The following is a 24332-nucleotide window of genomic DNA, read 5'->3' as shown; positions in this document are numbered from 1 at the left end:
ATTGATCATCTCTGCGCCCCTAGCTGATGCTGCGCCCGCCGTCCACGTCGAGGCAGACGCCGGTGAGGAAGCCGGCCTCGTCGGAGGCCAGGAACATCACGGCGTTGGCGACGTCGATGGGGTCGGTCATGCGGCCCATGGGGATGCCGTCGATGATCGATTCCTTCAGCGGTTCGGGCAACGTGTCGCTGCCGGTCGCCCGAACGAAGAAGGCGGTCTCGGACGCCACGGGTGCGACGCAGTTGATCCGGATGTCGGGCGCGAACTCCTCGGCCAAGCCTCTCGTCAGGATGATCGCCGCCGCTTTGGACGCGTTGTACGGCGTGAAGCCCTTGCGGGGCCGCTTCCCGCCGATCGATGCCGTGCTCACGATGGAGCTCCCCGGCGGCATGTGCGGTGTGAAGTGCTTCACCGCGAAATAGATGCTGCGCGTGTTGACCGCCCACATCAGGTCGAATTCGTCAGTAGGGACGTTCAGTGTGTAACCGGCCCGGTGAGAGAACCCGGCGTTCGTGGCCACGATGTCGATGCCGCCCCAAGTGTCCGCCATTAGCTGGGCAAGCTCGGCATGGGCGTCCTCGTCGGTGACATCGAGCCGGAAGGTCAGCGCCCCGTCCAGATCCGCGGCGACTGCGTCGGCGCCGTCGATGTCGATGTCGGTCACCATCACGTGGGCGCCGCGACCGGCGAACCCCTGGCTGATGGCTCGCCCGAAGCCGGACGCCCCGCCGGTCACGATCACCCGCTTGCCGCCAAAATGCATCGTCGCTCCGTTCTGTCGTGAATCGCTCGGCAAGGAGCCGTTCTCCCGTGAGCGGATCGTAGGTCGGGCTCTGGCGAGCACTCTCGGTGCTCACCGCTCAGGGTGACGCAAGGATGCCCTCGGCTTCGAGTTCGTCGATCGATGTTGCGTGGTAGCCGATCTCGGACAGGATTTCGCGGCCGTGCTCGCCGATGCCGGGCGCAGGTCGCCGGATGCCGGCAGGTGTCTCGGAGAACTGCTCGGGAGGCGGGATGACCCGGTACGGACCTGCGACGGGGTGCTCGTCGACCGGGAGCTGCTCGATGAGCTCGTCGAGCGTGGTGGCCTCAGTCGCCGGGATCCCGTGCGCTTCGCAGAATTCCAGCCAATCGACGGTCGTGCGCTGGCTGAGCACGGTCGTGGCGTCGCGGTACAGGCTGTCGCTGTGGACGACGCGCTCGATGGGCGTCGCGAAGCGTTCATCAGTGGCGAGATCGAGGCGACCCCCGGCTTCGAAGAGAGCGACGTAGTGCGCCTGGTCGTAGGGGAGGATGTTGATCCAACCGTCAGCAGTCGGCTGCGGCTTGCGCTCGGGCGTCAGGATGCGGGCATAGCCGGCGTCCGCGACGGGAGACTCGGAGATCGCGCCCGAGCCGTGCTCGGTGAGCACGAAGGCCCGCATGACGTCGATCATCGGGATCTCGATGCATTGCCCCTCGCCGGTGAGGGACCGGTGGTACAGGGCGGCGAGGACAGCGTTGGCGATGGTCAGTCCGCAGACCTTGTCGGCGACGAGGCTCGGCAGCAGGCTCGGCTCGGCGCCCATGCGGCGGAAGAGATCGCCGACGCCGCTGGCGGACTGGATGATGTCGTCATAGGCGGGAGCGTTCGCCTGGGCGCTCGATGACGGATAACCGTGGGCCCGGCAGAACACGATGTCGTCTCGGACTTCCCGTACCGCCTCGTAGTGCAAGCCGAGCCGGCTCAGCGGGCCGGGGCGGAGATCGGTGATCATCACGTCGCAAGTCGAGGCGATGTCCAGAAATGCCTGGCGGCCGCGGTGATGCTTGAGGTCGATCGCAATGCTGCGCTTGTTGCGCAGCAGATTGAGCGAGATGCCCGAGAGCTCCTCGGCAGGACCGGACCCCATGGTGCGGTTGCGGTCGCCCTTTTCGGACTCGACGAAGATGACATCGGCGCCGAGGTCCCCGAGCATGCGCGTGGCAGCCGGACCCATCAACACCGACGAAAGGTCAAGAACCCGGACCCCCGCCAGCGGCCCGTGAGTCTTCGTGTCCGGGTTGGACTCAGTCGAAGGTCGGTCGCGTTCGGGATGCGCAGAGTCGTCGGGTGTCATGACAGTGCGGTTATAGCCTCAAATCGTGAGCGGCGGCCTTGATCGGCTTCGGCGTGAGGTTGCCATTGGGTGTCGGGTGATGGCCTATCGCGGGCTGGTCGAGAACATCTTGGGGCACATCAGCTTGCGGCTCGACGGCAACCGGGCGCTGGTGCGGTGCCGTGGGCCCGAGGAAGCGGGACTTCGGTTCACGACGCCAGAAGACGTGCGCGTCGTCGATGTCGACTCGGGCGAGATCATCGACGATCCCGGTGGCGACTACAGGGTGCCGAGCGAGCTGCCGATCCACACGTCGGTGCTTGCGGCCCGTCCTGACGTTGCCTGTGCGGTGCACGCCCATCCGCCCGATGTCGTGGTGGCCAGCCTTGCGGGGTTCGCACTCGAGCCGATCTTCGGCGCCTACGACATCCCGGCGACCCATCTCGCAGCCGCCGGCATCCGGGTGCACCCGCGTTCGGTTCTGATCCGCACCGACGAGCTGGCCGCAGAGATGGTGGCGTCGCTGGGCAGCGCCGAGGCCCTCGTGCTGAAGGGGCACGGCGTGGTGACCATCGGGGCTGACGTCGCCGAGGCGGTGCTGCGGGCCCTGCAGCTCGACACGCTTGCCCGTATTCACCTGCGTGTGCGCTCCGCAGGCATGATTCCCGAGGCGATTCCGAGCGCCGACCTGGCCGAACTGCCGGACCTCGGCGGGGCCTTCAACCGTGAGACCCTGTGGCGACACCATCTGGCGGCTCTCGAACAGGACCGAATTGGGCTGAACTAGGGCACGGGGGAGGACTTATGGAGATCGACGAGGTCACCGCCGCGGTGCGTCAGGGCCTCATTCCTGCATACCTGTACAACGACGCCGAAGTGTTCGAGCTGGAGCGGGCTCGGCTGTTCGGCCGGTCGTGGAACTTCCTGGCCCACGAGTCCGAGATCGCCAAGCCGAACGACTACGTCGTCCGCAACATCTTGGACGATTCGTTCCTGGTTACCCGCGACAGCGACGGACAGATTCATGTGATGTTCAACATGTGCGTCCACCGAGGCATGCAGGTCTGCCGTGCCGAACGGGGCAGCGCCCGGACATTCCGGTGCCCGTACCACGCATGGACCTACCGCAACGACGGCCAACTCGCCGGGCTGCCGTTCCACGCGGACGCCTACGGCGGCGATGCGGGCTTCATCAAGGAAGGTCAGGCACTCCTGCCGGCCCCGTCGATCGCAGTTCGCAACGGAATGATCTTCGCCAGCCTCGACCCGGACGCCCCCGACTTCGAGACCTGGCTGGGGGACTTTGCGTTCTACCTCGACTTCTACACCGGCCAGAGCGCTGCGGGGATGGAGTTCCGCGGCCCGCAGCGCTGGCGCATCGAGGCGAACTGGAAGATCGGCGCCGAGAACTTCATGGGCGACAGCTACCACACGCCCCACACCCATGCGAGCGTGGTCGACATCGAGCTCTTCGGCGAGCCGAAGCCCTACAAGCGCAAAGAGGGCGTGCTGTGGCACGCGGGACCCGGCGGCGGCACCACCTACAAGCTGCCGGCCGGCAGCGGGTTCAGGACAGGACTGCAGTACGTCGGCTACCCCGACGAGATGATCGATCGCATGGGGGAGAGGCTGAGCGCTCCTCAACGTGCGCTGGCAGGGGAGTCGGGCTTCATGCCGTCGGCGGCGACGCTGTTCCCCAACCTGAGCTTCGTCCACAACTGGCCCCAGACCGACGGCGAAGGGCGGATCACGCCGTTCATCTCGGTGCGCCTGTGGCAGCCCGTCGGACCCGGCGAAACCGAGGTGTACTCGTGGTTCTGCGTGGCGGCCGATGCCCCGGACGACTACAAGGCCGCTTCGTACAAGGCGTACTTGATGTGTTTCGGGTCGTCGGGGATGTTCGAGCAGGACGATGTCGAGAACTGGGTGTCGATCACGACGATGGCACGGGGATCAATGGCACGAAACCTGCTCCTCAACAACCGCATGGGCCTGACGCTCGACGGCGATCCGATTGTCGAGCAATTCGAGGGCTTCGGTGGCCCAGGCACGGCGTATCAGGGCTTCGGCGAGCACAACCAGCGCCACTGGTTCTCGATGTGGGCCGAACTGGTCTCCCGGCCAGCACCCGAACGCGAGATGATCGCCTTCGGCATGGGGGAGACGCTCGCATGAGTTTGCAGCGGGCCCGGGCCCCGCTGCCATACAGCGACTCGCGGCACCAGTCCGCTGCGCAATTCCTGGTGGAGGAAGCGCACCTTCTTGACAGTGCCGACTTCGAAGGATGGCTTGAGCTCATGGATCCGCAGATCCGCTACCGGATGCCGGTGCGAGTCACGGCCGTGAAAGCAGCCGACGAGGCCGATCTGCAAACGATGGATCACTTCGACGAGGACTGGTTCTCGCTGTCCAAGCGAGTGCAGCGGTTCGGGACCGATTACGCGTGGACCGAGGATCCCCAGAGCCGGATCCGCCACCACATCTCCAATGTCCGGACCTTCGAGGGCGACGGCGACGAGCTCATCGTGGAATCGGCGGTGCTGCTGTATCGCTCTCGTGGCGACCGGACAGCACCGAGCTTGCTGTCCGCCGGTCGGACCGACGTCCTGATACCGACGCCGGACGGGATGCGCCTGCGATCGAGGGACATCCAGATCGACGAATCGGTGCTGCGCACCCAGAACCTGGCCATCTTCCTGTGACGATCTCTCCATGAGCAGGCTGGCCGGCAAACGAGCACTGATCATCGGGGCAGGCTCAGGCATCGGCCGAGGTGTGCATGACGCCTTCTTGGCCGAGGGAGCCAGCGTGGGCACGCTGGAGATCGATCCGCTCAAGTGCGAGGCGTTGGCCGAGGCGTCGGCCGGACCTGTCATCTGCGGCGACGCCACGAGCGCGAACGACAACGACGCCGCTGTGGCGGCGATGCTCGACGCATTCGGGGGCATCGACACGCTGGTGAGCTGCGTCGGGCTCTTCGACTACTACCTCGGGCTGGCCGAGCTTCCCCATGACGGCCTCGACGAAGCGTTCACCGAGGCCATGGACGTCAATGTGCGTTCCATGCTGCTGGCGGTCCGAGCCAGCATCGAACCCCTGCGAGAGAGCCGAGGGTCGGTGATCCTGACCGGTTCGACCAGCAGCTTCACGCCCGGACGCGGGGGAATTCTGTACGTCGCCAGCAAGTTCGCGGTGCGCGGCTGCGTCGTGTCGCTGGCCCATGAGCTGGCACCCGAAATCCGGGTAAACGGTGTGGCCCCCGGCGGCACCCACAGCACCGACCTGCGGGGCCTGCGCTCCCTCGGCCTGTACGACCGATCCCTTGGGCACGAACCTGACCGAGTCGAGTCCATCCGTCAGCGCAGCCCGCTCGATGTCGCCCTCGGCCCTGCGGACCACGCCGAGAACTACGTGTTCCTTGCATCCGAAGCGTCGCGAGGCATGACCGGTCGCTTCCTGCACAGCGATGGCGGCGCCAACATCGCCTAGTGAACGGCACGGAGGAGTCACGGCTTGGATCGCGACGCCTCCCGACTCTCTGTGCAAATTTGCCGCCTGAGGCGGCATTTCTGCACAGAGAGTCGAGGTCGATGAGCGCCGCCGCAGGGGTCCGAGCGGCTCGCCTGGCCCGACTGGTCCGAGTAGAACGGGACCTCATGCGACTCGGAGCGGCCTTCGGCAACATCAACACGGGCACCGACTGGGGCGTGATCCGCGGCCTGGTCGGTGAACTCGAGGGGGCCGGCTTCGACGGCATCTCCACCAACGATCATGTGATCGGCGGGCGTCCCGAACGTGCCGAGCTCGCGACGGGCGTGCTGTTGCTGCCCCAGCGCCAGACCACCCTGGTCGCCAAGCAGTGCGCCGAATCGGCGCTACGCATCTCAAGGTCTTCGCGGCCGGCGACGGGCCTGCCGAGATTGTGGCGCTCATGCGCAGGTGGCTCGACACCGTCGGTCCGGTGGCGAAGGCCGCCTGAAGGCTCAGGCTTCTGGCGCCATCCCCCACACCGCAACTCGAACGGCGTCTTCGAGCTGCGTCACCATCTCGTCGTAGGCGATCCTGTCCGTGACGAGGCGCCGCATGAGGACCTGCCAGAGCGAATAGAGGTTGAAGGCCAGCGTGTACTTGGGGACGTCGGGATCGAGCATGCCGTTAGCGCTCGCGTCGTCGAGCAGCGAGGCGAGCCGATTGGAGAACCAGCCAGTGAATGCATCGGTACCGGCACGGCCGGACGTGCTCACGTAAGGGAGCTCCTTGAAGAACGATCGAGCCAGCCGGCGATCCGCTTCGTGATGGTCGGTGACGTGGAGCAGCAGCGTCATGATCTGATCGACCACACTCGCTGAGCGGTCGACGAGCTCGAACGCTTCGGTCCACGCCTCGCCTGCCACGTTGACGAATGCGCTGACCAGCAACTCCTCTTTCGACTCGACGTAGAGATAGAGCGTGCCCGCGCCAATTCCTGCGGCCGTAGCGATCTCGGCAGTGGTGGTGTCCTCGAAGCCCTTCGCTTGGAAGAGGGCGGTGGCAGCGGCGACGATGCGCCGCTGCTTGTCCAGCTTGTTGCGCTGGCGTTTGCCCAATTCGGTGACGTCGAGGTCGGCGTCCTCGCCGAGAATTGGGTCACCCGTGAACGACATCGCCGTCTAACGCTAGCGACGCTGGTAGCGCCGGATTCTCAGTGTCGCCGGACACGGGCGCTAGAGCGCTAGGAGTGATCTTCCAGGATGAGTTGGCCGACGGCGGTGTTGCTGGCCGGCACGTGATACAGGCGGTGGACAACTGAAGGCGCTGCATCACCGGAACGGCCGGCCGGGTCGGCGACATCAGCACAGTCGGCCATCGCCCCTCGTGCAATGAGCCACATGACCAGCTCGATGCCTTCGGAGCCGGCCTCGCGGACGTAGTCGATATGGGGCATGCCGGCTAGATCGGCGGGATCGGCGACCAGTCGGTCCATGAACGCCTTGTCCCACGGCTGGTTGATGAGACCGGCGCGAGGCCCTTGGAGCTGGTGGCTCATGCCGCCGGTGCCCCAGATCTGAACGTTGAGATCGTCGTCGAAGCTCTCGACGGCGCGCCGGATGGCCTGGCCGAGCTGCAAGCAGCGCCAGCCCGACGGAACCGGGTACTGCACGACGTTGACAGCGAGCGGCACGACCGGGCAGGGCCATGCCGGGGGCTGGCCGAACATGATCGACAGCGGGACCGTGAGCCCGTGGTCGACCGTCATCTCGTTCACCAGGGTCAGATCGAAGTCCTGCTGGATCACGGAGTGCGCGATGTGCGCCGCCAGCTCCGGGTGGCCGTGGACGGTCGGCACGGGCCGGGGACCCCAGCCTTCGTCGGCTGGTTCGTAGCTCGCTGCTAGGCCGAGGGCGAACGTCGGGATCATCTCGAGCCCGAACGCGTTGGCGTGGTCGTTGTAGACGAGGATCACTGCGTCGGGCGAGTTCTCCCGGATCCACGCACGTGCCGGTTCGAACCCCGCAAACAGGGGCTGCCAGTAGGTTTCGCCGGTCTTGCCCTGGTCGATGGCGACGCCGATGGCGGGCACGTGGCTCGTGAAGACACTGGCGGTGATGCGAGCGCTCACTGCTGCGCCTCCCACTCGCTCAGGTAGCGGTTGCCGTCGGGAGATCGGCCGCCAGCGAGCATCATCGCCTTGTGGCCCTCCTCGTCGTTCTCGGTCATTGAGCTGACGATTTGGACGAACGACAAGCCGTCGGTGGCGCCAATCTTTGCCAAGAAATAGATATTGCCGCCGAGGCCGATCAGGCGGTTGAAGTCGCGGTCGAGCACACCGGCCTTCTGCTCATCGGACATGTTCCATTCCTCGACGTAGGCACGCTCGTCGGCACGGAACCGCTCGCGGTTCGCCTCACTCATCAACGACATGCAGAACTGGTTGAGCCAATAGCCCTTCCGGGCTTGTTCGGTATCGAAAATGGTGGTGCCGGGCACGTCGAGGTAGGGCTTGTCGAGCGGCATGGGTGTCTCCCAGGGTGCCGGGGTCAGGGTTCGATCAGGGGTGCCGTGGTGAACACTGTCAGGCTTTCGAGCAGCGCTCGCACCAACTCCTGATTGCCGGAGATTTCGGCTCGCTCGAGCGCTGCCACATCGTTGAGCGCCGCAGCCAATGTTGCCCGGTCGGTGCGGATCGAAGCCGAGGCATCGGGATCGACGGCATTGGGCCTGTGGTGGATGGCCGAGCGGCCGACGCCGAACACGTGGTTCTCACCGAGATCGGTGAGGTGGACATTCAACGTGAACGGACCTGCGTCGAACGCAGCAGGATCAAAGCGGACGCCGATCACGTCGAACAGATGCTCGGCGGTCATGGCCCCTGACATGTCCCGGGTGGGAAGTCGGCCCCAGTCGGGACTGCCCTCGCGGAGCTCCTTTGCACCCATGAGATAGGCGTTGCGCCACGTCGCCGACTCGGACTGGTAGCCGAGTTGCTCGAGCGCGTCGGCCTGCAGGTTGCGAGCTTCCTGGTTCGACGGGTCGGCGAAGACCACGTGATTGACGACCTGGGTCACCCAGCGGTACTCGCCCCGCTCGAAGCACGAGCGAGCTCTTGTGAGAACGTCCTCTGCTCCGCCCATGAACTCGACGTAATTCGTGCCCGCCTCGGCCGGCGTCAGCGGATCCAGGTTGGCCGGATTGCCGTCGTACCAGCCGAGATAGCGGTTGTACACCGAGCGGCAGTTGTGCGACACCGTGCCGTAGTACCCCTGCACGTGGGACTGGTCGAACTCGGCGGGCAGGCGAAGCTGGGCTGCGATCTCGGTGGGCCGCAACCCTTGGTTGGCCAGCCGCATCGTCTGGTCGTGCATCCAGCGGTACACGTCTCGCTGCAAGGAAAGGAAGGCCCGCACGTCGTCCTTGCCGAACCGGGGCCAGTGGTGGCTTGCGAACATGACGTCGGTGTCGGCGCCCCACAGGTCCGTCGCTTCTTGGATGTACTTGCTCCATGCGAGTGCGTCACGGGTTTGCGCACCGCGGATCGGGTACAGGTTGTGCAGCGTGTGCGTGCAGTTCTCGGCCATGCACAGCAGCCGCTTGTCCGGGAAGAAGAAGTTCATCTCGGCGGGTGCCTCGGCATCGGGCGTGTTCTGGAAGACGATCCGGATGCCGCTGAGGGTCTGTTCCTCGCCGGTCTCGGTGATGGTGTCAGTCGGGGCCAGCAGGTCTGACCGTGCCAAGCCCATCGCCGAGCCCAAGCCGCAGTCGACATGCCCGAGCGGTCCGGGCGCCAGCAGGGGACCGAACTGGTATGCCGCCCGCCGGCCCATGATCGGCCCTGCGATGACGAACTCGCTGACCACTTCTTCGAGGAATCCATCGGGGGCGACGATCTGGACGTCGCCGCTGGCTACGGCTTCGTGAGTCGTCACGCCCAGCACGCCGCCGAAGTGGTCGACGTGGGAGTGGGTGTAGATGATCGAGGCCACCGGGCGAGGGCCGAGGGTGCGGTTGGCTAAGTCCAGCGCGGCCGCAGCCGCCGCCGCATTGGTCAGCGGATCAATGACCAGCCAGCCGTCGGTGCCGGCCATGAACGTGATGTTTGCAATGTCGTAGCCCCGGACCTGCCATACGCCGTCGGCCACCTCGAATAGCCCGTGGTTGACGTTGAGGCGGGCCTGACGCCACAGCCCCGGATGCACTGAGGACGGTGCCTCGTCTGTCTCTGTGACGAACGAGTGACGGGCGACGTCGAACACGACATGATCGCCCATGGTGACTCGACCGCCGTCGAGCTGGGCGATGAGTCCCCGGGTTGCTCGATCGAAGTCGCCAGGGTCGTCGAAGGAGATCGCAGCCGCCGCGGAGTTGGCCGAGGCGGTGAACGGCGTCGGCGCCTTTGGATCCATCGGATCGGCGCTGGCCGCTTTGTCGTCGTTATTCATGGAGGGCACGCCGCATCTGCGTAGCGTCAGCCGATGGACGGGAAGCGGATCGGAAGGTAGCGGGGGCCGCGGACCTGCCCACCGGCCCAAGTCACCTGGTCGGGCTCGCTCACCTCAAAGTCCGGGATGCGTTCGAACCACGTGCGCAGCGCAATGTCCATCTCGAGGCGGGCCAGGTTTGAGCCCGCGCAGCGATGGATGCCCGCGCCGAACGCGATGTGGCGGTTGTGCGGACGATCCAGGATGACGTCGTCGGGGCGCTCGAACATCTCGGGGTCGCGGTTGGCACCCGGGAAGTTCATCAGCACCTTGCTCCCCTTGGGAATTGTCACGCCACGGATCTCCACGTCCTCGGAGGTTCGGCGGCCCATCGTCACCGGCGAATAGAAGCGCAGCAGCTCCTCGATGGCTGACGGCCACAGCTCCGGCTCGGCCACCATGCGCTTACGATCGTCGGTGTGAGTGCCAAAGTGCCACAGGGCCGAGCCGATCGAGCTCCATGTGGTGTCAATGCCTGCAATGAGCTGCAGATTGAGCATGCCCACCACCATCATGGGATCGATCGGGTTGCCATGGTCGTCAGTGCCCGCCAGCAGCGACGAGACAAAACCGTCGTCGGGATTGGCCCGTTTCTCCTCAACGACTTCATGGAAGAACTTCCGGATCACCCTTCGGTACTCGATGCGAAGTTCGGGTTTGGCGAGCCCCAGTTCCAATATGCATCGCACCCAATGGGTGAACTCATCCACCCGGCTCTCGTCGATTCCCAGGAGGTGAGCGATGACACGGGGCGGAATCTGCTGGGCGTACTGCCCGGCTCCGTCGACCTTGCCCGCATCAATGAACTCATCAATCAGGCGATCGGCGAGCTCCTGGGTGTACTGGCGGTGTGCCTCCACTGCCTGTGGCGAGAAGTGGGGAAGCAGCAGGCGGCGGGTCCAGCCGTGGATGGGCGGATCTTCGGAGATGGGAGCGGCGTTGGTGCCGTACTTCTCGAAGTCCGGGTCTGCTCGAAGCTCCTCGATGACTTCCGGCGGCGACGACGTCACCAAGATGTCTCTGCTGGACAGCTCAGGCACCATCTTGGCGAGGGCTTGGACATCGTCGTACTTGGTGGGCAAGTAGGAGCCGCCCCACCTTTCGCTGTGGGCGATGGGGCATTGGCTACGCAACTCCTCCCACACGGGCGCCGGATCGGTCACGTATCCCGGGTCGAAGATGTCGTAGTCGGTATCCCAATCGTCTACAGGTGCCGTGTCGGTCATCGAGCGTTCCTTTGCGGTTTGGGCGTGTCAGTTCGTGAAGAGGTCGCCAGAGCGTGTGCGTCGGACTGAAGGGTTCAGCGTAGGAGGTGTGCTCATGCCCCAGAGAATCCGGCGACCCGACCAGATCTCCGGTCCTGGCTCGCAGATCTTGGCTTTGGCTTGCCGTGACGTCACTGACTTGCATCCTCAAGAAATCGGCGAGCGGCTGCGAGGGCGACTGTTGTCGCCAGGTGGAGCGCCTCTAGCGTCGTGGCCCGCTCAGGTGTGTCGTGGGCGGTGTGAAAGAGCGTGAACGGTCCCAGGAACGACAACACCGGAGCTCCGGCTTCCTGCCACGTGCCGCCTTCGCCCGGCCAGGGAGGCTCGACGTCGCGCAGGGTCCAGTTGGCACCTGTCGTCAATTCGGCGATATCTGCCCTGCATGGTCCGGTAGCGGTCGTCAGCGCCATCCGCGTCGAAGCAAGCTCGAGCGCTCCCGAGACGCCGGGCTCAACCGCTCCAGCGCCGATCGATGCGCCGAAGTGGATGACTGGCACGCTCCGCACGTCACGCTGAGCGAGGTGATGGCGAAGACCGATGTGGTCAATCTCATGCCCGCTGCACGCCGAGAAGTGCACTGAGTACTCGCTTGACAGCTCCACCGCGACAGCGAGGGCGGCTGCGAGCCCGGTGCCCCGCTCGCCGGCAGCGGGCGTCCATCCAGTCAGCGGGGTAGTGACGGCGATCACCGGCGAATCCGCTGATCCGAACGTGGCAAGCACGTTTGCGCTAGTCGCCGGCTCGATCGAGGCGTCAAACCGGAGTCTCAGCTGGGCCTTGCCGAGCCGATCGAACCAGTTGCCGGGCACGATCACGCCTGGCACACCGAGCATCTTGGTCGGGAAGCGATTGCACTGCACCGGCAGTTCGTCGGGCCCGTCGACGGCGATGACAACGGCTCGTGAGTCCAGGCTGCGCAGCCGCTCCTCGAATGCCGACGCCGAGCCTGCAACGCCAGCGCCAAACCTGACCACCTGCACGTCGTCGGTGTCGAAGCTGCCAGTCGCGCTGTAGTAGAGCGGAACCGACGGCACCGCTCGGCCGTTGGTAACCAGCTTGGCCCGCACGTCGAAACGGTCAAAGGCGAAGGGCTCGAAAGTCGCCGTTCCGCCGATCTCACAGATCAGATTCGTGAGCCAATCGGCTGTGGAGCGATCTGCATCTGTGCCTGTCAGATGCGCGCCGAAACCCGCATAGTCGACGACGATCTTGTACAGCCAGTCCGGCCGGCACAGCGACACGGGGCCGGCCGGAGGTGTCGTTCTGCTCATGTGCACTCACTTGCGCGATGAATCGACCATTGCTGACAGTATGTGTCGCGAGCCTCGGAAGGGGAGTGACGTGCGTGTCGATGCGGTGGAGCCGAACGAGTACAACCGCATACGAGTAGAGCCGCCCGTTGCGACGGCGGCTGTACGACGAGGCGAGCAGGCCCGAGTACCAGTGCCGGTTCCGGTGGCGGCCGGAGTCGATCGCGCAGTGGGACAACCGCTGCACCCAGCACTACGCCGTGCCAGATCACGGCGGCATGCACCGGCGCATGGAGCGGGTGACCCTCATCGGCGACCGCCCTTTCTGATCAACCATGCGCGCCCCGGGCCTCCGCAAGAGGCCTGTGCAAGGATGATTGCGCCGCGCCGGGGCATCAAAGCGCGCACGCCGGGGGAGTTGACTCATGCGGTTCGGGTTCTTGAGCGAGGGAACGACACCGCGGGGGATGACGCATCATCACCGGCTGCACGAGGTCATCCGCGAGGCGGAGCTGTGCGAGGAGACGGGGTGGGACTTCTGGGGAACCTCTGAGCAGCACTTTGCCCCTGGTGCCACGATCGCTGCGCCCGAGACGCTCTACGGCGCAGTCGCGATGCGCACGAGCCGGATCAAGCTCCGATTCATGTCGATCCTGATGCTGAAGTTCAACCACCCGATCAAGGTGGCGAATCACTTGGCGACAGTCGACATCCTGTCTCACGGTCGAGTCGAGCTGTGCACGGCTCGATCAAACAACGTAAAGACGCTGGATCCGTTCGAGGTCGACCCTTCCGACACCCGGGCTCAGTGGCGCGAAGGCCTCGAAGTGACAGTGAAGGCGCTCACGGAGTTCCCGATGGAGCACCACGGCGAGTTCTACAAGATCCCGCCGATCGAGGTGACCCCGCGGCTCTACCGCGAGGAGCTCTTTCCGATCTGGGTCGTCACCATCAGTCCCGAGACGCACACGATTGCGGGGAACATGGGACTGGGCGCCATCACCAATGACTCGTATTTGGGCTGGGACCACCTCGGGGAGTTGATTGGGCTGTACCGCGACGCCTGCAAGACGCCCGACCCGATAGCGCAGTACCCGGTCAACACGGCGCTGTGCTTCTGCCCCCTCACGAGTCATTGTGCGGCGACCCGCGAGGCGGCCGTCGAGGAATCCCGCCACGACGTCACCCGGTTCTTCCGCAGCACGTATGACATGTACGACCAGCTGGATCAGCGGTCGGGCTTCGAGGGCATCAACGAGATCCGCAAGATGAAGGAACACGAGAACGATCCCCTGGCCCTTGCGGAGTTCACCCCGACGATCATGATCGGCACGCCCGACGACCTTGTCGAGCGAATCAAGCGTCTCGAGGCGATGGGTGTCGACGAGATCGTCTTGCGTATCGACGATCTCGGCGTCTCACAGCACCTGAAGGCGATCGAGCTCATCGGCAAGTACGTGATACCGGAGTTCCGCGGACCCAACGCGATCAGACGACAATCGATGTGGGGCGACTACGGCGTGGAGAAGCCTCGGTTCTTGACCTGATGGTCGTGGGAACATGACGAGACCAAGAATCGCATCCGATCACAAGGGGGAATGATTGATGGCTGGCAAGGTCATAGTTTCAGAAGCACTCATCGAGGCCCATCCGGTTCCTGAGCTCATCCGATCAGGGGCTTTCTCCGTAGCGGTGCGAGCCGGACCGTCCATCTACATCTCGGGTTCCATCGCGAACGACTTGAGCAAGGGAATGGGCGGGCAGACCGAGGAGATCTTCGACTACATGAGCCTCGCGCTGAGCGAGGAAGGCTTCTCGATGTCCGATGTCGTCAAGCTGCAAGCGTTCATCACCGGCGCCGAGCAGTACGGCGAGTACAGCGCAGCTCGGAAGAAGTACTTCCCGACGGACCCGCCCGCAAGCACGACCGTGATCGCCGGGATCATCATTCCCGGGGCGCTCATCGAGATCGAAGTGGTCGCCTACAAGGAGTAGTTGTCGCCAGCCCCGAGGCGACCGGCTGCGCTCGGCCGGCTACGCGTCGGCGCGTCGCAGGATGCGCTCGACGATCTCGGGGCCGTGAGTGAATTGCAGGAAGTGGCCGGCGTCGGGCAGCACGTCGATCGGTGCATTCATCTGCCGGGCCCAGGTGCGACCCCACTCCTCGTTGAAGCCTTCGTCTTGGGCACCCCAGACGAAGTGGGTGGCCTTGTTCCAGCCAAGCAGCACCCGGTAGTGCAGGGTCTGCCCGGCGCCGTTGCCGCTGTCGTAGTCGCCGACGGGGATGGACAGCGGGAACCAGCGGGCGCCGTTGAATCCTTCTTCGGGCAAACCGCGGAAGGGCGCGGAGAAGCCTGCGTACCTCAGGGCAGCCTCGCCCTCGAGGTCCGGTTCGACGCCGGCCTTGATCGCGGGAACCACGTAGCGCAAGCGGACGAAGCGGCTGCCAGCAGGGGCACGAGCCCGATGCTCGGGATCATGGTGCGGTACAGGTACGCCCAGGTCGGCATGCCGTGCAGGAGCAGCATGACAGGTGCGTCGCTCGGCCCCTCGTCGATGCAGTGGACGCGCAGGTCCTTCCACTGGTGGTACCGGAGCTCGTAGTTCCAGTCGCTGAGTGCGTCGAAGTGCGCGTCGTCGGTGCGAACGAAATCAGTCACGGTCATCCCCCTGGGATTTGTCGGAACCGGCGAACAATGCCAGCTACGGCTGCGGGTCAGCGCAGGTCGAGCGCCATTCGCTGTTCCATCGGGATGCCGTGGCTGTGGGGGACGGGCGCGATGGTCTGTGCCAGCGCCTCGAAGCCGAATGCCTCGTAGAACTTGACGGCAGGGTTGTCGGACAGCACATCGAGGTGGACGACCCGGTATCCCTCGTCGGTGGCCCGTTCGATGGCGTCCTTCATCAGCGCAGCGCCGATTCCTTGGCCGTGCCGATCGGGCCGGACCGCCAGCGCATGGATGTAGTAGGCACTTGAGGGGATGACGACGTTGAGGTAGCTGGCGAGGTAGGAGCGTCGGCCGATCTCGGCAAGCTCGTCGTGCGTGACCACGCCGTCGTCGAGCATCGGTTGCCACAGCGGCCGCAGGGTCTTCTTGCGACGGTCGAACTCCGGACCGGAAAACCCGATCTCGATGCCCAGCAGATCGTCGCCGTCGAGGGCGAGCATGGTCTCGTCGTAGCCATAGAGCGTGCCTCTGGCGAGCCACGAGTCGCCCAGCAGGCGGTCCAACGCCGTGCGGGAGCCAAATTGGTAGTCATAGGTCGACGGTCCGGTGGCGTAGACCAGCTCCACGACCTCGCCGGTGAACTGCGCAGCCCGGTCGTGGTCGACGTTGACGATGTCCATCGGTACCCCCTGAATCCTCGATTGCCCTCGCTCAGCGACACTACTCGGATCAGTTTCGCCCTCAGCTGACGCCGTTTGGGTAGCGGCGCCCTCTGTCGATCAACCGAGTGCAACGTATAGGGCAAGGGAGACATAAAGAGCAAGGAACAACAACGGCAGCGCTCGCTCGATTTTCGCTCGATGTCCATAACGAGATTAGAGAGGGGGTGTGACGGTCATGATGTTTGGGCCAGTGGTTCGGGCCTGGGTGTGACCCTGGGTGTGACGGGCTTGTCACAGGGGGCCTTAGAGGCTGCGCCAATAGGTGCTGACCTGCGGAAACGCTTCGCCAGCCTCCTGGACGCGTACGTCCCTGACCAGCGCGTTTACTGACGCTGTCGGCCAGTGACACCGAATGGGCCGAAGTCGCCCTCACCTATTGGCGCGGCCTCTTAGCGTCGCGGCTTGTGGGAGCTACACGGATGTAGTTTGGCGATAGGAGTCGGGGCTCGGCGATGAGGGGTACCCAGTTGACGTTGACGAGCGAGGCACTGCCGCCTCCGGCGTGGACGCCGAACCCAGAGGGCGAGCACGGCGAGGTGTTCACGCGTCGCTGGGTGGTGGACCTCATCCTTGACTTGGTCGGGTACCGGCCTGAGGCTGACCTTGGTGCCTCTACCATCGTGGAACCGGCGTGTGGCTGCGGGGCGTTCCTGCTTCCCATTGTCGAGCGGCTCTCGGAATCCTGCGCAATTCATGGGCGAGTGCTCACTGATCTCGACGACGTAGTCCGCGGCTTCGACCTATTGGCGCATAACGCCGAGCACACGCGCAAGGCCGTTACGGCGAAGCTCTTGGAACTCGGTGAGCCAGTAGGGACTGCCGAGCACCTGGCTCAACGCTGGGTCACGACGGGCGACTTCTTGCTCACCGATCACGGGAACGACGTCGCCGACTTCGTGGTTGGCAATCCGCCGTATGTCCGGCTGGAGCAGATACCGGACGAAGTCAGCGACGCCTACCGGTCCGAATGCTCGACGATGCGGGGCCGAGCAGACTTGTTCGTCGGGTTCTTCGAGAAGGGCTTGGCACTGCTGGCGCCAGGTGGCCGTCTCGGGTTCATCTGCGCTGATCGCTGGATGCGGAACCAGTACGGCGCCCGATTGCGCCAGCTCGTCGGTGACCGGTACGCACTTGAAGCGCTCATCGAAATGCACGACGCCGACGCATTCGAAGCCTCCGTGTCCGCCTATCCAGCCATCACCGTGTTGCGCAATGCGCCGCAAGGCCGGGTGAAGCTCGTTGAGGCCAGTTCTTCATTTGACGAAGCGGCAAGTCGCCGTCTTGCACCCTGGCTTCGCTCGGAAGCGGACGAGGAGCCGGCCGACGCTTCCTTCGAGGTCACGGAGCTGAGGGGATGGCTCACAGGCGGCGACCACTGGCCGACGGGTTCGCCGCACGTCCTCGAACTGTTGGCCGACCTCGAATCCCGATTTCCTCCGCTCGAAGATCCGCGGACTGGGACGCGAGTCGGAATCGGCATCGCGACCGGCTGTGATGAGGTCTACATCTCTGACGCCCCGCAGGGCATCGAGGACGATCGGCTGTTGCCTCTCGTGACTGCCGGCGACATCGTCAGCGGGCAACCGAATTGGGGCGGCCGCTACTTGATCAATCCGTGGGAAGACGGACGACTCGTCGACCTCGTCGAGTTCCCCGGTCTTGCTGATTACTTCCGAGTTCACGAGTCACGGATACGCCGTCGGCACGTTGCGAGGCGACGGCCGAGCACTTGGTACAGAACAATCGACCGTGTGACCCCTGGTCTGCGGGAACGACCCAAGCTGCTGATTCCGGACATCAAGTCATCTGCTCATCCGGTGCTCGACGAGGGGCACTACTACCCCCACCACAACCTTTACTTCGTCGTCTCGGATGTCTGGGATCTCGAAGTGCTTGGCGGCCTCCTGCTGTCTGATGTTGCGAACCTCTTCGTCGGGGCCTACTGCGTCAAGATGCGAGGTGGGACGTATCGCTTCCAGGCGCAATACCTGCGCAAGATCCGAGTTCCGCACCTGCCGTCAATCAGCGCAGACGACAAGAGCCGGCTGCGGCGAGCTTTCAGGACGCGCGACCGAGCGGCGGCAACCGCGGTGGCGCAGTGCATCTACGGTGTAACGCTGCCCGCGGAGCGGGTTGCGGCGTGACGCCGCACGCCACGCAGCGCTGACCCGACGGGGACCTCAATGGCCCAACCGCAGAAGCTTGACCGCTTCGACGCATTCATTCCGGGAGAGCCTTTCGTCAATCCGTGGCGGCGCGACGGAAGCTACGCGCCCGACTTCGAGTTGCTCTCACTCCTGCTCAGAGAAGCGGTCGGCACAGAACAGAGCTCTGGCATCGTGGCGGGCGCCACCGATGTGTGGGCTGCAGAAGAACTCCGTCGAGCTGGCTTCGACGCCGATGATGTCTGGCCCCGGCGCCAGAGTCCGCGAATTCTTCCACGTGATGTGCGTGAGTTCGTCGAGAGAGGCCTAACCCGCAGCCTCCGTTCGCAGGTCGAAGGCCGATACAACACGCAGGGGGCACGGCGAGCGCTGCCTGCTGAGGCCCGCGTGATGGGCAGCGCCTATCTCAAGCAGGGAGATGTGGTCATCGCGTCATGGGCGGCGGGCGTCGAGGTGCTGATTTCGACCAAGACGATGCTGTCGAGTTACGCCAAGAACCTGCGGAACCGGTTCGAAGAGGGATACGGCGACGCAAAAAACCTGAGCCTGCGCGGAAACGTGGGGATTGGGGTGGTTGAGGGTCCCTGAGCAGGGGTCGAGGCCCTGCTGGGATCGGTGATTGCAAGATCACGATCCAGGAGGGCCTCGATGGCTGCCGATGTTATGCGGGTGCGGTTGCACCTGCGTCAGATACGCGTGCTGAGTGTGCTGGTCGACGAGGTCGACGAGCTGTGTGTGGAGGTCGCGTCCACGGTCCGGCGGGCTCGGTGCCCGGGGTGCGGGCTGGGCGGCGCGGGGGTGCATGACACGCGTCGCCGCGAGATTCGCGATCTGGAGGTGTCGGGTCGGCTGGTGACGCTGGTGTGGCTTAGGCGCCGGTTCGTTTGCGGTGACTGCGACAGGCGCTGGGTGGAGGACCACCCCGAGTTCGAGGGCCGCTTGACGCGGCGTCTGGCGCGCAGGCTGGTCACCGACGCCAAGGTGATGCCGATCCGAGCGGTGGCTCGCCGTCACAAGGTGGGCTGGCACGCGGTGATGACACTGGTGGCGAGCTGGTCGGCGCTGGTCGCGTGCCATCGCCGCGGTCGCCGCTGCCGGGTGCTGCTGGTCGATGAGACCTCGATGCGCAAGCGGCACCGCTATGTGACGGTGATCCAAAACGGCGACACCGGCGAGACCCTGGCCATGGTCCCCCACCGCAGCGCAGCGGCGCTTTCGGGGTTCCTGGCAGCTCAGGGGCCTCGCTGGTGCAAAGGCGTCAAGGTCGTGGTCTCCGACGGCTCCAAGGCGTACAAGGCCGCCATCGAGGACCGCCTCGGCCACGCCCGTCACGTGCTGGACCGGTTCCATGTGATCCGCTGGTTCAGCGCCGGGCTGACAGCTGTGCGCCGCGACGTCCAGCGCCGACAGCCGCCCGGCGTCAAGCCCGCGTTCGACCGCGAGGTGTTCCGGTCACGGTTCTTGCTGCTGCGCCGCGGCGACCAGCTCAACCCAGCCGACCGTGCACGCCTCGAGAAGCTCTTCGACGACCATCCCCGCCTGCGAGCAGCCTGGGAAGCCCTCCAGGAACTGCACGGCCTCTACCTCGCCGACGACGAACAAGGCGCCCTGGCCGCCCTGGACCGGTTCGCCGATCTCTACGCCACCGGCGAGCTGCCCGAGCTCAGCTCCGTCGTGGACACCGTCATCGCCTGGTCCACCGAGATCCTCGCCTGGCACCACACCGGCCGACCTTCGAACGGCCGAATCGAAGGTGCCAACAACCTCCTCCAAGTGCTGCGAAGAACCGCCCACGGCTTCACCAACCCCGCCAACTTCGCCGCCCGCGGCATCCTCACGACATAATGACCCCCACCGATCCCGGCAGTCCCAATCCCACAAAACCGCGCAGGGCCAAAAACCTTCGAGGTCGCCATCCACTGTCCTCACTCGGGTTCCTCTTCGTTGCCGGCGCCGACATTCCGGACCAAGAACTTGACTTCGCGATCGACATGCTCCGAAAGCTCACGTCAGAGCCCGATGTCTACGACTGTTGCTGCTTGCTGCTCTTCGGAGTGGCGGACAAGACCGAGATCACGGAGTCGGGTTCAGCAGCGCGATCGATCGCCGCCGACGAATCACCTCGGGAGCCGAACACAGAGGTCGAGTTCGTGCACGACAGGACGCCGGAGGATCTCTCGGCTGGTGCGTTCTTTCGGCGACTCGTCTCCAAAGCGCTCACCCATATGCCGGTAAGCGTGTACCCGCAGGTGCGTCAGCGCCAAGCCACGGCGACCCATTGAACGTTCGGACTCTCAAGTCAGGGGTCGTTCAGTCCTTCTAGAAAGGTGGACTCGGGCTACGCCACCGTAGAAACAAGCCCCTCGTGGTCGACGTGCATTTCGGGCTAGCGGACTTATCGGCGCAGCAGGCACATCAAGGGTTACGACACGACTGGAGGAGTAGCGTCGTTGTGGATCGCTCGATGGCGGGCGAGAGACGATGAGACGTGTTGCCATGAGCATGACCGCGACTCGTTCGCTCCGCAGGACCCCGGCCGCAGCCGGGCTCGAGCCCATCCTCAGGGCGCTGCGTGACGACGGAGGCGTGATTGTCGAGGGGATGTTCGGAGCCGAACACATTGCCCAGATACGTGCCGCTGCCGACGAATTCGCCGAGGGTGTCGAGCCAGGAGGTGCGACACAGGGACTCGGCGAAGACGGCAAGCGGTTCGTTGGGGCGAACACGATCCGCTTTTCGAGCCTGGCCCGGCTCTCGCCGGCATTCTTCGACATTCTCGACAACGAGCTGTATGCAGCGATCGCCGATGCGATGCTGCTGCCTGTCTGCGGCTCGTACTGGCTGAACACGGCGCAGGTGATGTACATCGGGCCGGGGGAGCCGGAGCAGATGCTGCACCGCGACGCAAACAACTGGTGGGCGTTCGTGAAGGCGACATGGCCGAATTCCCCGGAGGTCACCGTCAGCGCCATGATCGGTCTCGATGAGATCACCGAGGAACTCGGCGCGACCCGGGTGGTGCCGGGCAGCCATCGGCAGGCCGAGCTTGCTCGCTATGAGGAGCACCTCTCGGTGCCGGCTGAGCTTGGGCCCGGCGACGCGCTGGTCTACTCGGGATATGTGCTCCACGGGGGCGGCGCCAATCTCACTACGGATCGGTGGCGCCGGGCGATGCACGTCAGCTTCGTAGCTGGCTGGCTGACCCCTGAGGAAGCCAGTCCGTTGGACTTCAGCCTCGGCGAGCTGTCCGGGTGCAGCGAGCGCGTCCAGCGGCTGCTCGGGCACCGCTCCTACGACCCTCGCCCGTACAACGGGGGTGGCCTCTGGCTGCGTCACGTCCGCGAGATGCAGGACGTGGTGACCCAGGACGGCAACCCAGCCTGAGCCGACCGTCCTCGGGCGACACGTGAGCCGCGATCTAGTTGGACGACTCGTCGTGCTCGGCGTCCTCTTCGGTGCCGTGCTCAGCGTTTCCCTCGGTGCCGTGCTCGTCGCTGCCTGATTCGGGATGGGCGCTCCAGGCGCCGAATTGCTCACCGTCCGCGGGGAGGGTGATCTGGGCTGACTCACCGGGTTGCAGGTCGCCTGGGGTCGTAGGTCCGAGTTCGACTCCGTTGGACAGGTGGACTTCGACGCGGACTCGGTCGAGGACAGCGTCGGTTGTGTTGGTGACGGTCCCCACGAAGGCATCTTGGTCGGGGTCGTAGCGAAGGACGAGTCGGGCACCCCTACGGCTCTCGTCGAACGACTCGTCCTTGGCGTAGCGGGTGCCGGATTCCTCGTCGTCTTCAGCGCTCTCGGTGCCGCCGGAGTGTTCGCCGGAGGACTCTTCACCACCGTGCTCACCGGAGGACTCGCCGCCGCCGTGTTCGCCCGAGGACTCCTCCCCGCCGTGTTCGCCTTCGGATTCGTTGTCGCCTCCGCAGGCGGCAAGCAGCAGGCCCAAGCACAGGGCCAGTGCGGCGAAGAGAGAGCATTTGCGATTGGTCATGAGTGAAGAACTCCTTGGTTTCGATCGCGGAAGCGACCTCATCGAGACGCATGGTCGCTCCCGAACACTGAGAGGTCGGTAAGAACGAGCACCTGTCTTCTCAGTCTTCTCTCAGCTTCCTCTAGGCATACGTCGGCCAAGATGGACACGTGCGCGTGCTGCTGGTTGAGGACGAAGTCAACCTGGCGGAAGTGATTCACGACGGTCTGGCAGAGCACGGAATGTTTGCAGACGTCGAGCATGACGGCGCTGCGGGCCTGTGGCGAGCTCGCGAGGGCAGCTACGACGTGATTGTGCTGGACATCATGCTGCCTGGCCTCAACGGCTATCTGATCTGTCGGACACTGCGGGAAGAAGGCGACTGGACACCGATCCTGATGCTGACGGCGAAAGACGGCGAGTGGGACGAAGCCGAGGCGCTCGACACCGGTGCAGACGATTTCCTGGCGAAGCCGTTCTCGTTCGTGGTGTTGCTGGCGCGTTTGCGGGCACTCGCTCGCCGACCGCCGACTCCGCGGCCGGTGATGCTGGAGGTGGGGGACTTGGTGTTCGATCCGGCGACTGTCTCAGTTCGGCGTCAGGGTCACGAGATTGGCCTGAGCCGGACCGAGTTGGGAGTGCTGGAAGTGTTGATGCGTGCCGGCGGGGCTCCCGTATCGAAACGCGAGATCTTCGCCAGGGTGTGGGGATTCGACACTGACGTGGATCCCAAGATCGTCGAGGTGTACATCGGGTACCTGCGCCGCAAAATCGATGAGCCCTTCGGAGTCAGGACGATCACCAACCAGCGTGGCGTCGGATATCGGATAGTCGAGCCGGCGTCGTGAGGCTCCCGAGGCTCGGCTCTGTCCAGGTTCGGACCACGTTGGCGGCAACGGTGGCGACCGCGCTCGTGCTGGTGACGGCCTCGATAGTGATCGTGCAGCTCGTGGAGCGGAACCTTGCCAACAATGCGCGGGCTGCACTGGGCGATGCACTGGAGTCGGCTTCGCATGCGGCCAGCGGCGAAGGATCCAGCGAAAGCGACGACGCAGAGAGTGCCGCAGGCGGTGCAGCCCACGACGACGGCGCACCCATGGCCGAGCGGGATGCCGATGGCTCTGCTGGCGACCCAGAGCAAGCCTCAAGCAGCGATCTGCGAAACGAGCAACTTGCTGAGGCATCGATCCGAGAGGTTCGCGACGGTGTCGACGCCGTGGCAGATGCGCTGAAGATCATCGTGCCGGTTGTCGTGCTGTTCCTCGGCGCCGCGATCTGGATCACTGTCGGGCGGACGTTGCGACCAGTGCGCGACATCTCCCGTCGTGTCGCAGCAATCAGCGGATCGACGCTTGATGAACGGGTACCGGAACCCAGCGGTGACGACGAGATAGCAGAGCTGGCTGGATTGATGAACGAGATGCTGGACAGACTCGAGTCCGCCTCGGAACGCCAGCGAGCGTTCGTGGCAGACGCCAGTCACGAACTCAGGTCACCCCTGGCGACCATCGTCGCCGTGTCGGAGATTGCCCAGATCAGCAGCGATCCCCAGCGACTGGCTGCGTTGGCCCCGAAGATCGAGACCGAGGCCCTGCGAATGCAGGGTCTGGCAGCAGTTTTGCTGGACTTGGCTCGGCTCGATGCACAGCGCGATGACCGGGATTTCTCGACTGTCGATCTCTTGGCGGTGTGCCGGGAGGTCGTTAGCCGGCTGGACGATGCCGATATCGACATAGCTGTCTCCTCCAATGGGTCCGCTCTGGCACTTGGCAACAGCACACAGATCGAACGTGCGGTATTCAACGTCGTGGAGAACGCCGTTTGCCACGCCGCGAGTCGAGTGCAGATCACCACGATGAGTGCTGCCGACGCCGTGCGGGCAGTGGTCGAGGATGACGGGGCTGGCATCGCCGCAGCCGACCGAGAGCGGGTGTTTGACCGGTTCGTCCGGCTCGACGAGTCCCGGCAGCGTGACTCCGGCGGCGCCGGTATCGGTCTGTCCTTGGTCAAGGCAATCGTCGATCGGCATTCCGGAACCGTTGAGATCGGCGAATCGGCTGTGCTGGGCGGTGCTGCGGTGGTGGTTGAGCTGCCACGCGGCGCAGCGGTGGAACTTGTTAACCCTGCCACGGCAGAACGAATCGAGCCTTGACGGCGACGACTCGGCCTGAGAAAACCCGAATCGCAATGCGGGTCGCCAGAGTCTGGTCTCGTAGTCGATGGGACGACCGAGAGCGCTGTGACCGCCTCGGCCCAGA

Annotated in this window: 25 protein-coding genes and 1 pseudogene; 14 read left to right on the top strand and 12 right to left on the bottom strand. The window is 64.9% G+C overall.

The features are described 5' to 3' along the window. Positions 1-19: 19 nt before the first annotated feature. Complete coding sequence (locus tag ACPXYO_RS16845) at positions 20-763, bottom strand: SDR family oxidoreductase (RefSeq protein ID WP_423923039.1); 744 nt, start codon at positions 761-763, stop codon at positions 20-22. Between the two features lie 97 nt (positions 764-860). Next, positions 861-2099 carry a CaiB/BaiF CoA transferase family protein gene (locus tag ACPXYO_RS16840; protein WP_423923037.1) on the bottom strand — a complete coding sequence of 413 codons (1239 nt, stop codon included), beginning with the start codon at positions 2097-2099 and terminating at the stop codon, positions 861-863. Between the two features lie 25 nt (positions 2100-2124). Here ACPXYO_RS16840 and ACPXYO_RS16835 point away from each other — a divergent pair, with 25 nt between their 5' ends. From ACPXYO_RS16835 to ACPXYO_RS16820, 4 genes are read left to right on the top strand one after another with little or no spacing between them, the layout of a single operon-like run. Continuing rightward, positions 2125-2865: a class II aldolase/adducin family protein gene (locus tag ACPXYO_RS16835; RefSeq protein ID WP_423923035.1), complete on the top strand. Its 741-nt coding sequence runs from the start codon at positions 2125-2127 to the stop codon at positions 2863-2865. Between the two features lie 17 nt (positions 2866-2882). Further along, on the top strand, positions 2883-4253 hold the full coding sequence (locus tag ACPXYO_RS16830) for an aromatic ring-hydroxylating oxygenase subunit alpha (RefSeq protein ID WP_423923033.1): 1371 nt from the start codon (positions 2883-2885) through the stop codon (positions 4251-4253). After that, the gene (locus ACPXYO_RS16825; protein ID WP_423923031.1) at positions 4250-4780 is read left to right on the top strand and encodes a 3-phenylpropionate/cinnamic acid dioxygenase subunit beta; all 531 of its coding nucleotides are present in this window, start codon (positions 4250-4252) and stop codon (positions 4778-4780) included. The genes ACPXYO_RS16830 and ACPXYO_RS16825 overlap by 4 nt, the downstream gene beginning before the upstream one ends. A 10-nt stretch (positions 4781-4790) precedes the next feature. Continuing rightward, positions 4791-5567, top strand: coding sequence for an SDR family oxidoreductase (locus tag ACPXYO_RS16820; RefSeq protein WP_423923029.1), 777 nt, complete (start codon positions 4791-4793; stop codon positions 5565-5567). Between the two features lie 494 nt (positions 5568-6061). Here ACPXYO_RS16820 and ACPXYO_RS16815 read toward each other — a convergent pair whose 3' ends face one another. The 6 genes from ACPXYO_RS16815 to ACPXYO_RS16790 form a co-directional block, all read right to left on the bottom strand. After that, complete coding sequence (locus ACPXYO_RS16815) at positions 6062-6721, bottom strand: TetR/AcrR family transcriptional regulator (protein ID WP_423923027.1); 660 nt, start codon at positions 6719-6721, stop codon at positions 6062-6064. Positions 6722-6789: 68 nt separating this feature from the next. Then, positions 6790-7677, bottom strand: coding sequence for a class III extradiol dioxygenase subunit beta (locus ACPXYO_RS16810; RefSeq protein WP_423923025.1), 888 nt, complete (start codon positions 7675-7677; stop codon positions 6790-6792). Continuing rightward, positions 7674-8072 carry a protocatechuate 4,5-dioxygenase subunit alpha gene (ligA, locus tag ACPXYO_RS16805; RefSeq protein ID WP_423923023.1) on the bottom strand — a complete coding sequence of 133 codons (399 nt, stop codon included), beginning with the start codon at positions 8070-8072 and terminating at the stop codon, positions 7674-7676. The genes ACPXYO_RS16810 and ligA overlap by 4 nt, the downstream gene beginning before the upstream one ends. A gap of 23 nt (positions 8073-8095) precedes the next feature. Continuing rightward, entirely contained in the window at positions 8096-9994 is a 1899-nt protein-coding gene (locus tag ACPXYO_RS16800) for an alkyl/aryl-sulfatase (protein WP_423923021.1), read from the bottom strand. 26 nt (positions 9995-10020) lie between these two features. After that, entirely contained in the window at positions 10021-11259 is a 1239-nt protein-coding gene (locus ACPXYO_RS16795; RefSeq protein ID WP_423923019.1) for a cytochrome P450, read from the bottom strand. Positions 11260-11429: 170 nt separating this feature from the next. Further along, on the bottom strand, positions 11430-12569 hold the full coding sequence (locus ACPXYO_RS16790) for a hypothetical protein (RefSeq protein WP_423923017.1): 1140 nt from the start codon (positions 12567-12569) through the stop codon (positions 11430-11432). A gap of 128 nt (positions 12570-12697) precedes the next feature. Here ACPXYO_RS16790 and ACPXYO_RS16785 point away from each other — a divergent pair. The 3 genes and pseudogenes from ACPXYO_RS16785 to ACPXYO_RS16775 form a co-directional block, all read left to right on the top strand. Further along, positions 12698-12877 (top strand): annotated as a pseudogene (locus ACPXYO_RS16785) (TauD/TfdA dioxygenase family protein); the annotation flags it as partial. A 96-nt stretch (positions 12878-12973) separates the two neighbouring features. Continuing rightward, positions 12974-14095, top strand: a complete 1122-nt coding sequence (locus tag ACPXYO_RS16780; protein WP_423923015.1) for an LLM class flavin-dependent oxidoreductase — start codon at positions 12974-12976, stop codon at positions 14093-14095. A gap of 58 nt (positions 14096-14153) precedes the next feature. After that, positions 14154-14543 (top strand): RidA family protein, encoded by a 390-nt coding sequence (locus tag ACPXYO_RS16775; protein WP_420623600.1) that lies wholly within the window; start codon positions 14154-14156, stop codon positions 14541-14543. A 39-nt stretch (positions 14544-14582) separates the two neighbouring features. Here the strand turns inward: ACPXYO_RS16775 and ACPXYO_RS16770 are convergent, their stop codons facing one another. From ACPXYO_RS16770 to ACPXYO_RS16760, 3 genes are read right to left on the bottom strand one after another with little or no spacing between them, the layout of a single operon-like run. Then, positions 14583-14969: an alpha/beta fold hydrolase gene (locus ACPXYO_RS16770; protein ID WP_423923013.1), complete on the bottom strand. Its 387-nt coding sequence runs from the start codon at positions 14967-14969 to the stop codon at positions 14583-14585. Then, a complete protein-coding gene (locus tag ACPXYO_RS16765; RefSeq protein WP_423923011.1) occupies positions 14912-15208 on the bottom strand; it encodes a hypothetical protein in 297 nt (98 codons plus the stop codon). Before ACPXYO_RS16765 ends, ACPXYO_RS16770 begins: the two co-directional genes overlap by 58 nt. 56 nt (positions 15209-15264) lie before the next feature. After that, positions 15265-15897 (bottom strand): GNAT family N-acetyltransferase, encoded by a 633-nt coding sequence (locus ACPXYO_RS16760; RefSeq protein ID WP_423923009.1) that lies wholly within the window; start codon positions 15895-15897, stop codon positions 15265-15267. Positions 15898-16406: 509 nt separating this feature from the next. Between ACPXYO_RS16760 and ACPXYO_RS16755 the strand changes: the two genes are divergently transcribed. The 5 genes from ACPXYO_RS16755 (at position 16407) to ACPXYO_RS16735 (ending at position 21488) form a co-directional block, all read left to right on the top strand. Continuing rightward, entirely contained in the window at positions 16407-18083 is a 1677-nt protein-coding gene (locus ACPXYO_RS16755; RefSeq protein WP_423923007.1) for an Eco57I restriction-modification methylase domain-containing protein, read from the top strand. A 39-nt stretch (positions 18084-18122) separates the two neighbouring features. Continuing rightward, a complete protein-coding gene (locus ACPXYO_RS16750) occupies positions 18123-18692 on the top strand; it encodes a hypothetical protein (protein ID WP_423923005.1) in 570 nt (189 codons plus the stop codon). Between the two features lie 60 nt (positions 18693-18752). After that, complete coding sequence (locus ACPXYO_RS16745; protein WP_423923003.1) at positions 18753-19949, top strand: ISL3 family transposase; 1197 nt, start codon at positions 18753-18755, stop codon at positions 19947-19949. After that, positions 19949-20386, top strand: coding sequence for a hypothetical protein (locus tag ACPXYO_RS16740; protein WP_423923001.1), 438 nt, complete (start codon positions 19949-19951; stop codon positions 20384-20386). The genes ACPXYO_RS16745 and ACPXYO_RS16740 overlap by 1 nt, the downstream gene beginning before the upstream one ends. Positions 20387-20600: 214 nt before the next feature. Then, the gene (locus ACPXYO_RS16735; RefSeq protein WP_423922999.1) at positions 20601-21488 is read left to right on the top strand and encodes a phytanoyl-CoA dioxygenase family protein; all 888 of its coding nucleotides are present in this window, start codon (positions 20601-20603) and stop codon (positions 21486-21488) included. Between the two features lie 34 nt (positions 21489-21522). Here the strand turns inward: ACPXYO_RS16735 and ACPXYO_RS16730 are convergent, their stop codons facing one another. Continuing rightward, a complete protein-coding gene (locus tag ACPXYO_RS16730) occupies positions 21523-22095 on the bottom strand; it encodes an FxLYD domain-containing protein (protein WP_423922997.1) in 573 nt (190 codons plus the stop codon). A 149-nt stretch (positions 22096-22244) separates the two neighbouring features. Between ACPXYO_RS16730 and ACPXYO_RS16725 the strand changes: the two genes are divergently transcribed. Next, positions 22245-22922: a response regulator transcription factor gene (locus tag ACPXYO_RS16725; protein ID WP_423922995.1), complete on the top strand. Its 678-nt coding sequence runs from the start codon at positions 22245-22247 to the stop codon at positions 22920-22922. 50 nt (positions 22923-22972) lie between these two features. Further along, positions 22973-24226: a sensor histidine kinase gene (locus tag ACPXYO_RS16720; RefSeq protein ID WP_423922992.1), complete on the top strand. Its 1254-nt coding sequence runs from the start codon at positions 22973-22975 to the stop codon at positions 24224-24226. Positions 24227-24332: the final 106 nt, after the last annotated feature.

The sequence above is a fragment of the Candidatus Poriferisodalis sp. genome (assembly GCF_965237655.1).
Classification (GTDB): domain Bacteria; phylum Actinomycetota; class Acidimicrobiia; order Acidimicrobiales; family Poriferisodalaceae; genus Poriferisodalis.
This window is presented reverse-complemented; position numbering and strand designations above follow the sequence as displayed.

Bases quoted from the DNA above. Each gene is read 5' to 3' on its own strand.
- ACPXYO_RS16845 (WP_423923039.1), bottom strand. From the start codon at position 763: ATGCATTTTGGCGGCAAGCGGGTGATCGTGACCGGCGGGGCGTCCGGC.
- ACPXYO_RS16840 (WP_423923037.1), bottom strand. From the start codon at position 2,099: ATGACACCCGACGACTCTGCGCATCCCGAACGCGACCGACCTTCGACT.
- ACPXYO_RS16830 (WP_423923033.1), top strand. From the start codon at position 2,883: ATGGAGATCGACGAGGTCACCGCCGCGGTGCGTCAGGGCCTCATTCCT.
- ACPXYO_RS16825 (WP_423923031.1), top strand. From the start codon at position 4,250: ATGAGTTTGCAGCGGGCCCGGGCCCCGCTGCCATACAGCGACTCGCGG.
- ACPXYO_RS16820 (WP_423923029.1), top strand. From the start codon at position 4,791: ATGAGCAGGCTGGCCGGCAAACGAGCACTGATCATCGGGGCAGGCTCA.
- ACPXYO_RS16815 (WP_423923027.1), bottom strand. From the start codon at position 6,721: ATGTCGTTCACGGGTGACCCAATTCTCGGCGAGGACGCCGACCTCGAC.
- ligA (WP_423923023.1), bottom strand. From the start codon at position 8,072: ATGCCGCTCGACAAGCCCTACCTCGACGTGCCCGGCACCACCATTTTC.
- ACPXYO_RS16800 (WP_423923021.1), bottom strand. From the start codon at position 9,994: ATGAATAACGACGACAAAGCGGCCAGCGCCGATCCGATGGATCCAAAG.
- ACPXYO_RS16795 (WP_423923019.1), bottom strand. From the start codon at position 11,259: ATGACCGACACGGCACCTGTAGACGATTGGGATACCGACTACGACATC.
- ACPXYO_RS16790 (WP_423923017.1), bottom strand. From the start codon at position 12,569: ATGAGCAGAACGACACCTCCGGCCGGCCCCGTGTCGCTGTGCCGGCCG.
- ACPXYO_RS16780 (WP_423923015.1), top strand. From the start codon at position 12,974: ATGCGGTTCGGGTTCTTGAGCGAGGGAACGACACCGCGGGGGATGACG.
- ACPXYO_RS16775 (WP_420623600.1), top strand. From the start codon at position 14,154: ATGGCTGGCAAGGTCATAGTTTCAGAAGCACTCATCGAGGCCCATCCG.
- ACPXYO_RS16760 (WP_423923009.1), bottom strand. From the start codon at position 15,897: ATGGACATCGTCAACGTCGACCACGACCGGGCTGCGCAGTTCACCGGC.
- ACPXYO_RS16750 (WP_423923005.1), top strand. From the start codon at position 18,123: ATGGCCCAACCGCAGAAGCTTGACCGCTTCGACGCATTCATTCCGGGA.
- ACPXYO_RS16745 (WP_423923003.1), top strand. From the start codon at position 18,753: ATGGCTGCCGATGTTATGCGGGTGCGGTTGCACCTGCGTCAGATACGC.
- ACPXYO_RS16740 (WP_423923001.1), top strand. From the start codon at position 19,949: ATGACCCCCACCGATCCCGGCAGTCCCAATCCCACAAAACCGCGCAGG.
- ACPXYO_RS16735 (WP_423922999.1), top strand. From the start codon at position 20,601: ATGAGCATGACCGCGACTCGTTCGCTCCGCAGGACCCCGGCCGCAGCC.
- ACPXYO_RS16730 (WP_423922997.1), bottom strand. From the start codon at position 22,095: ATGACCAATCGCAAATGCTCTCTCTTCGCCGCACTGGCCCTGTGCTTG.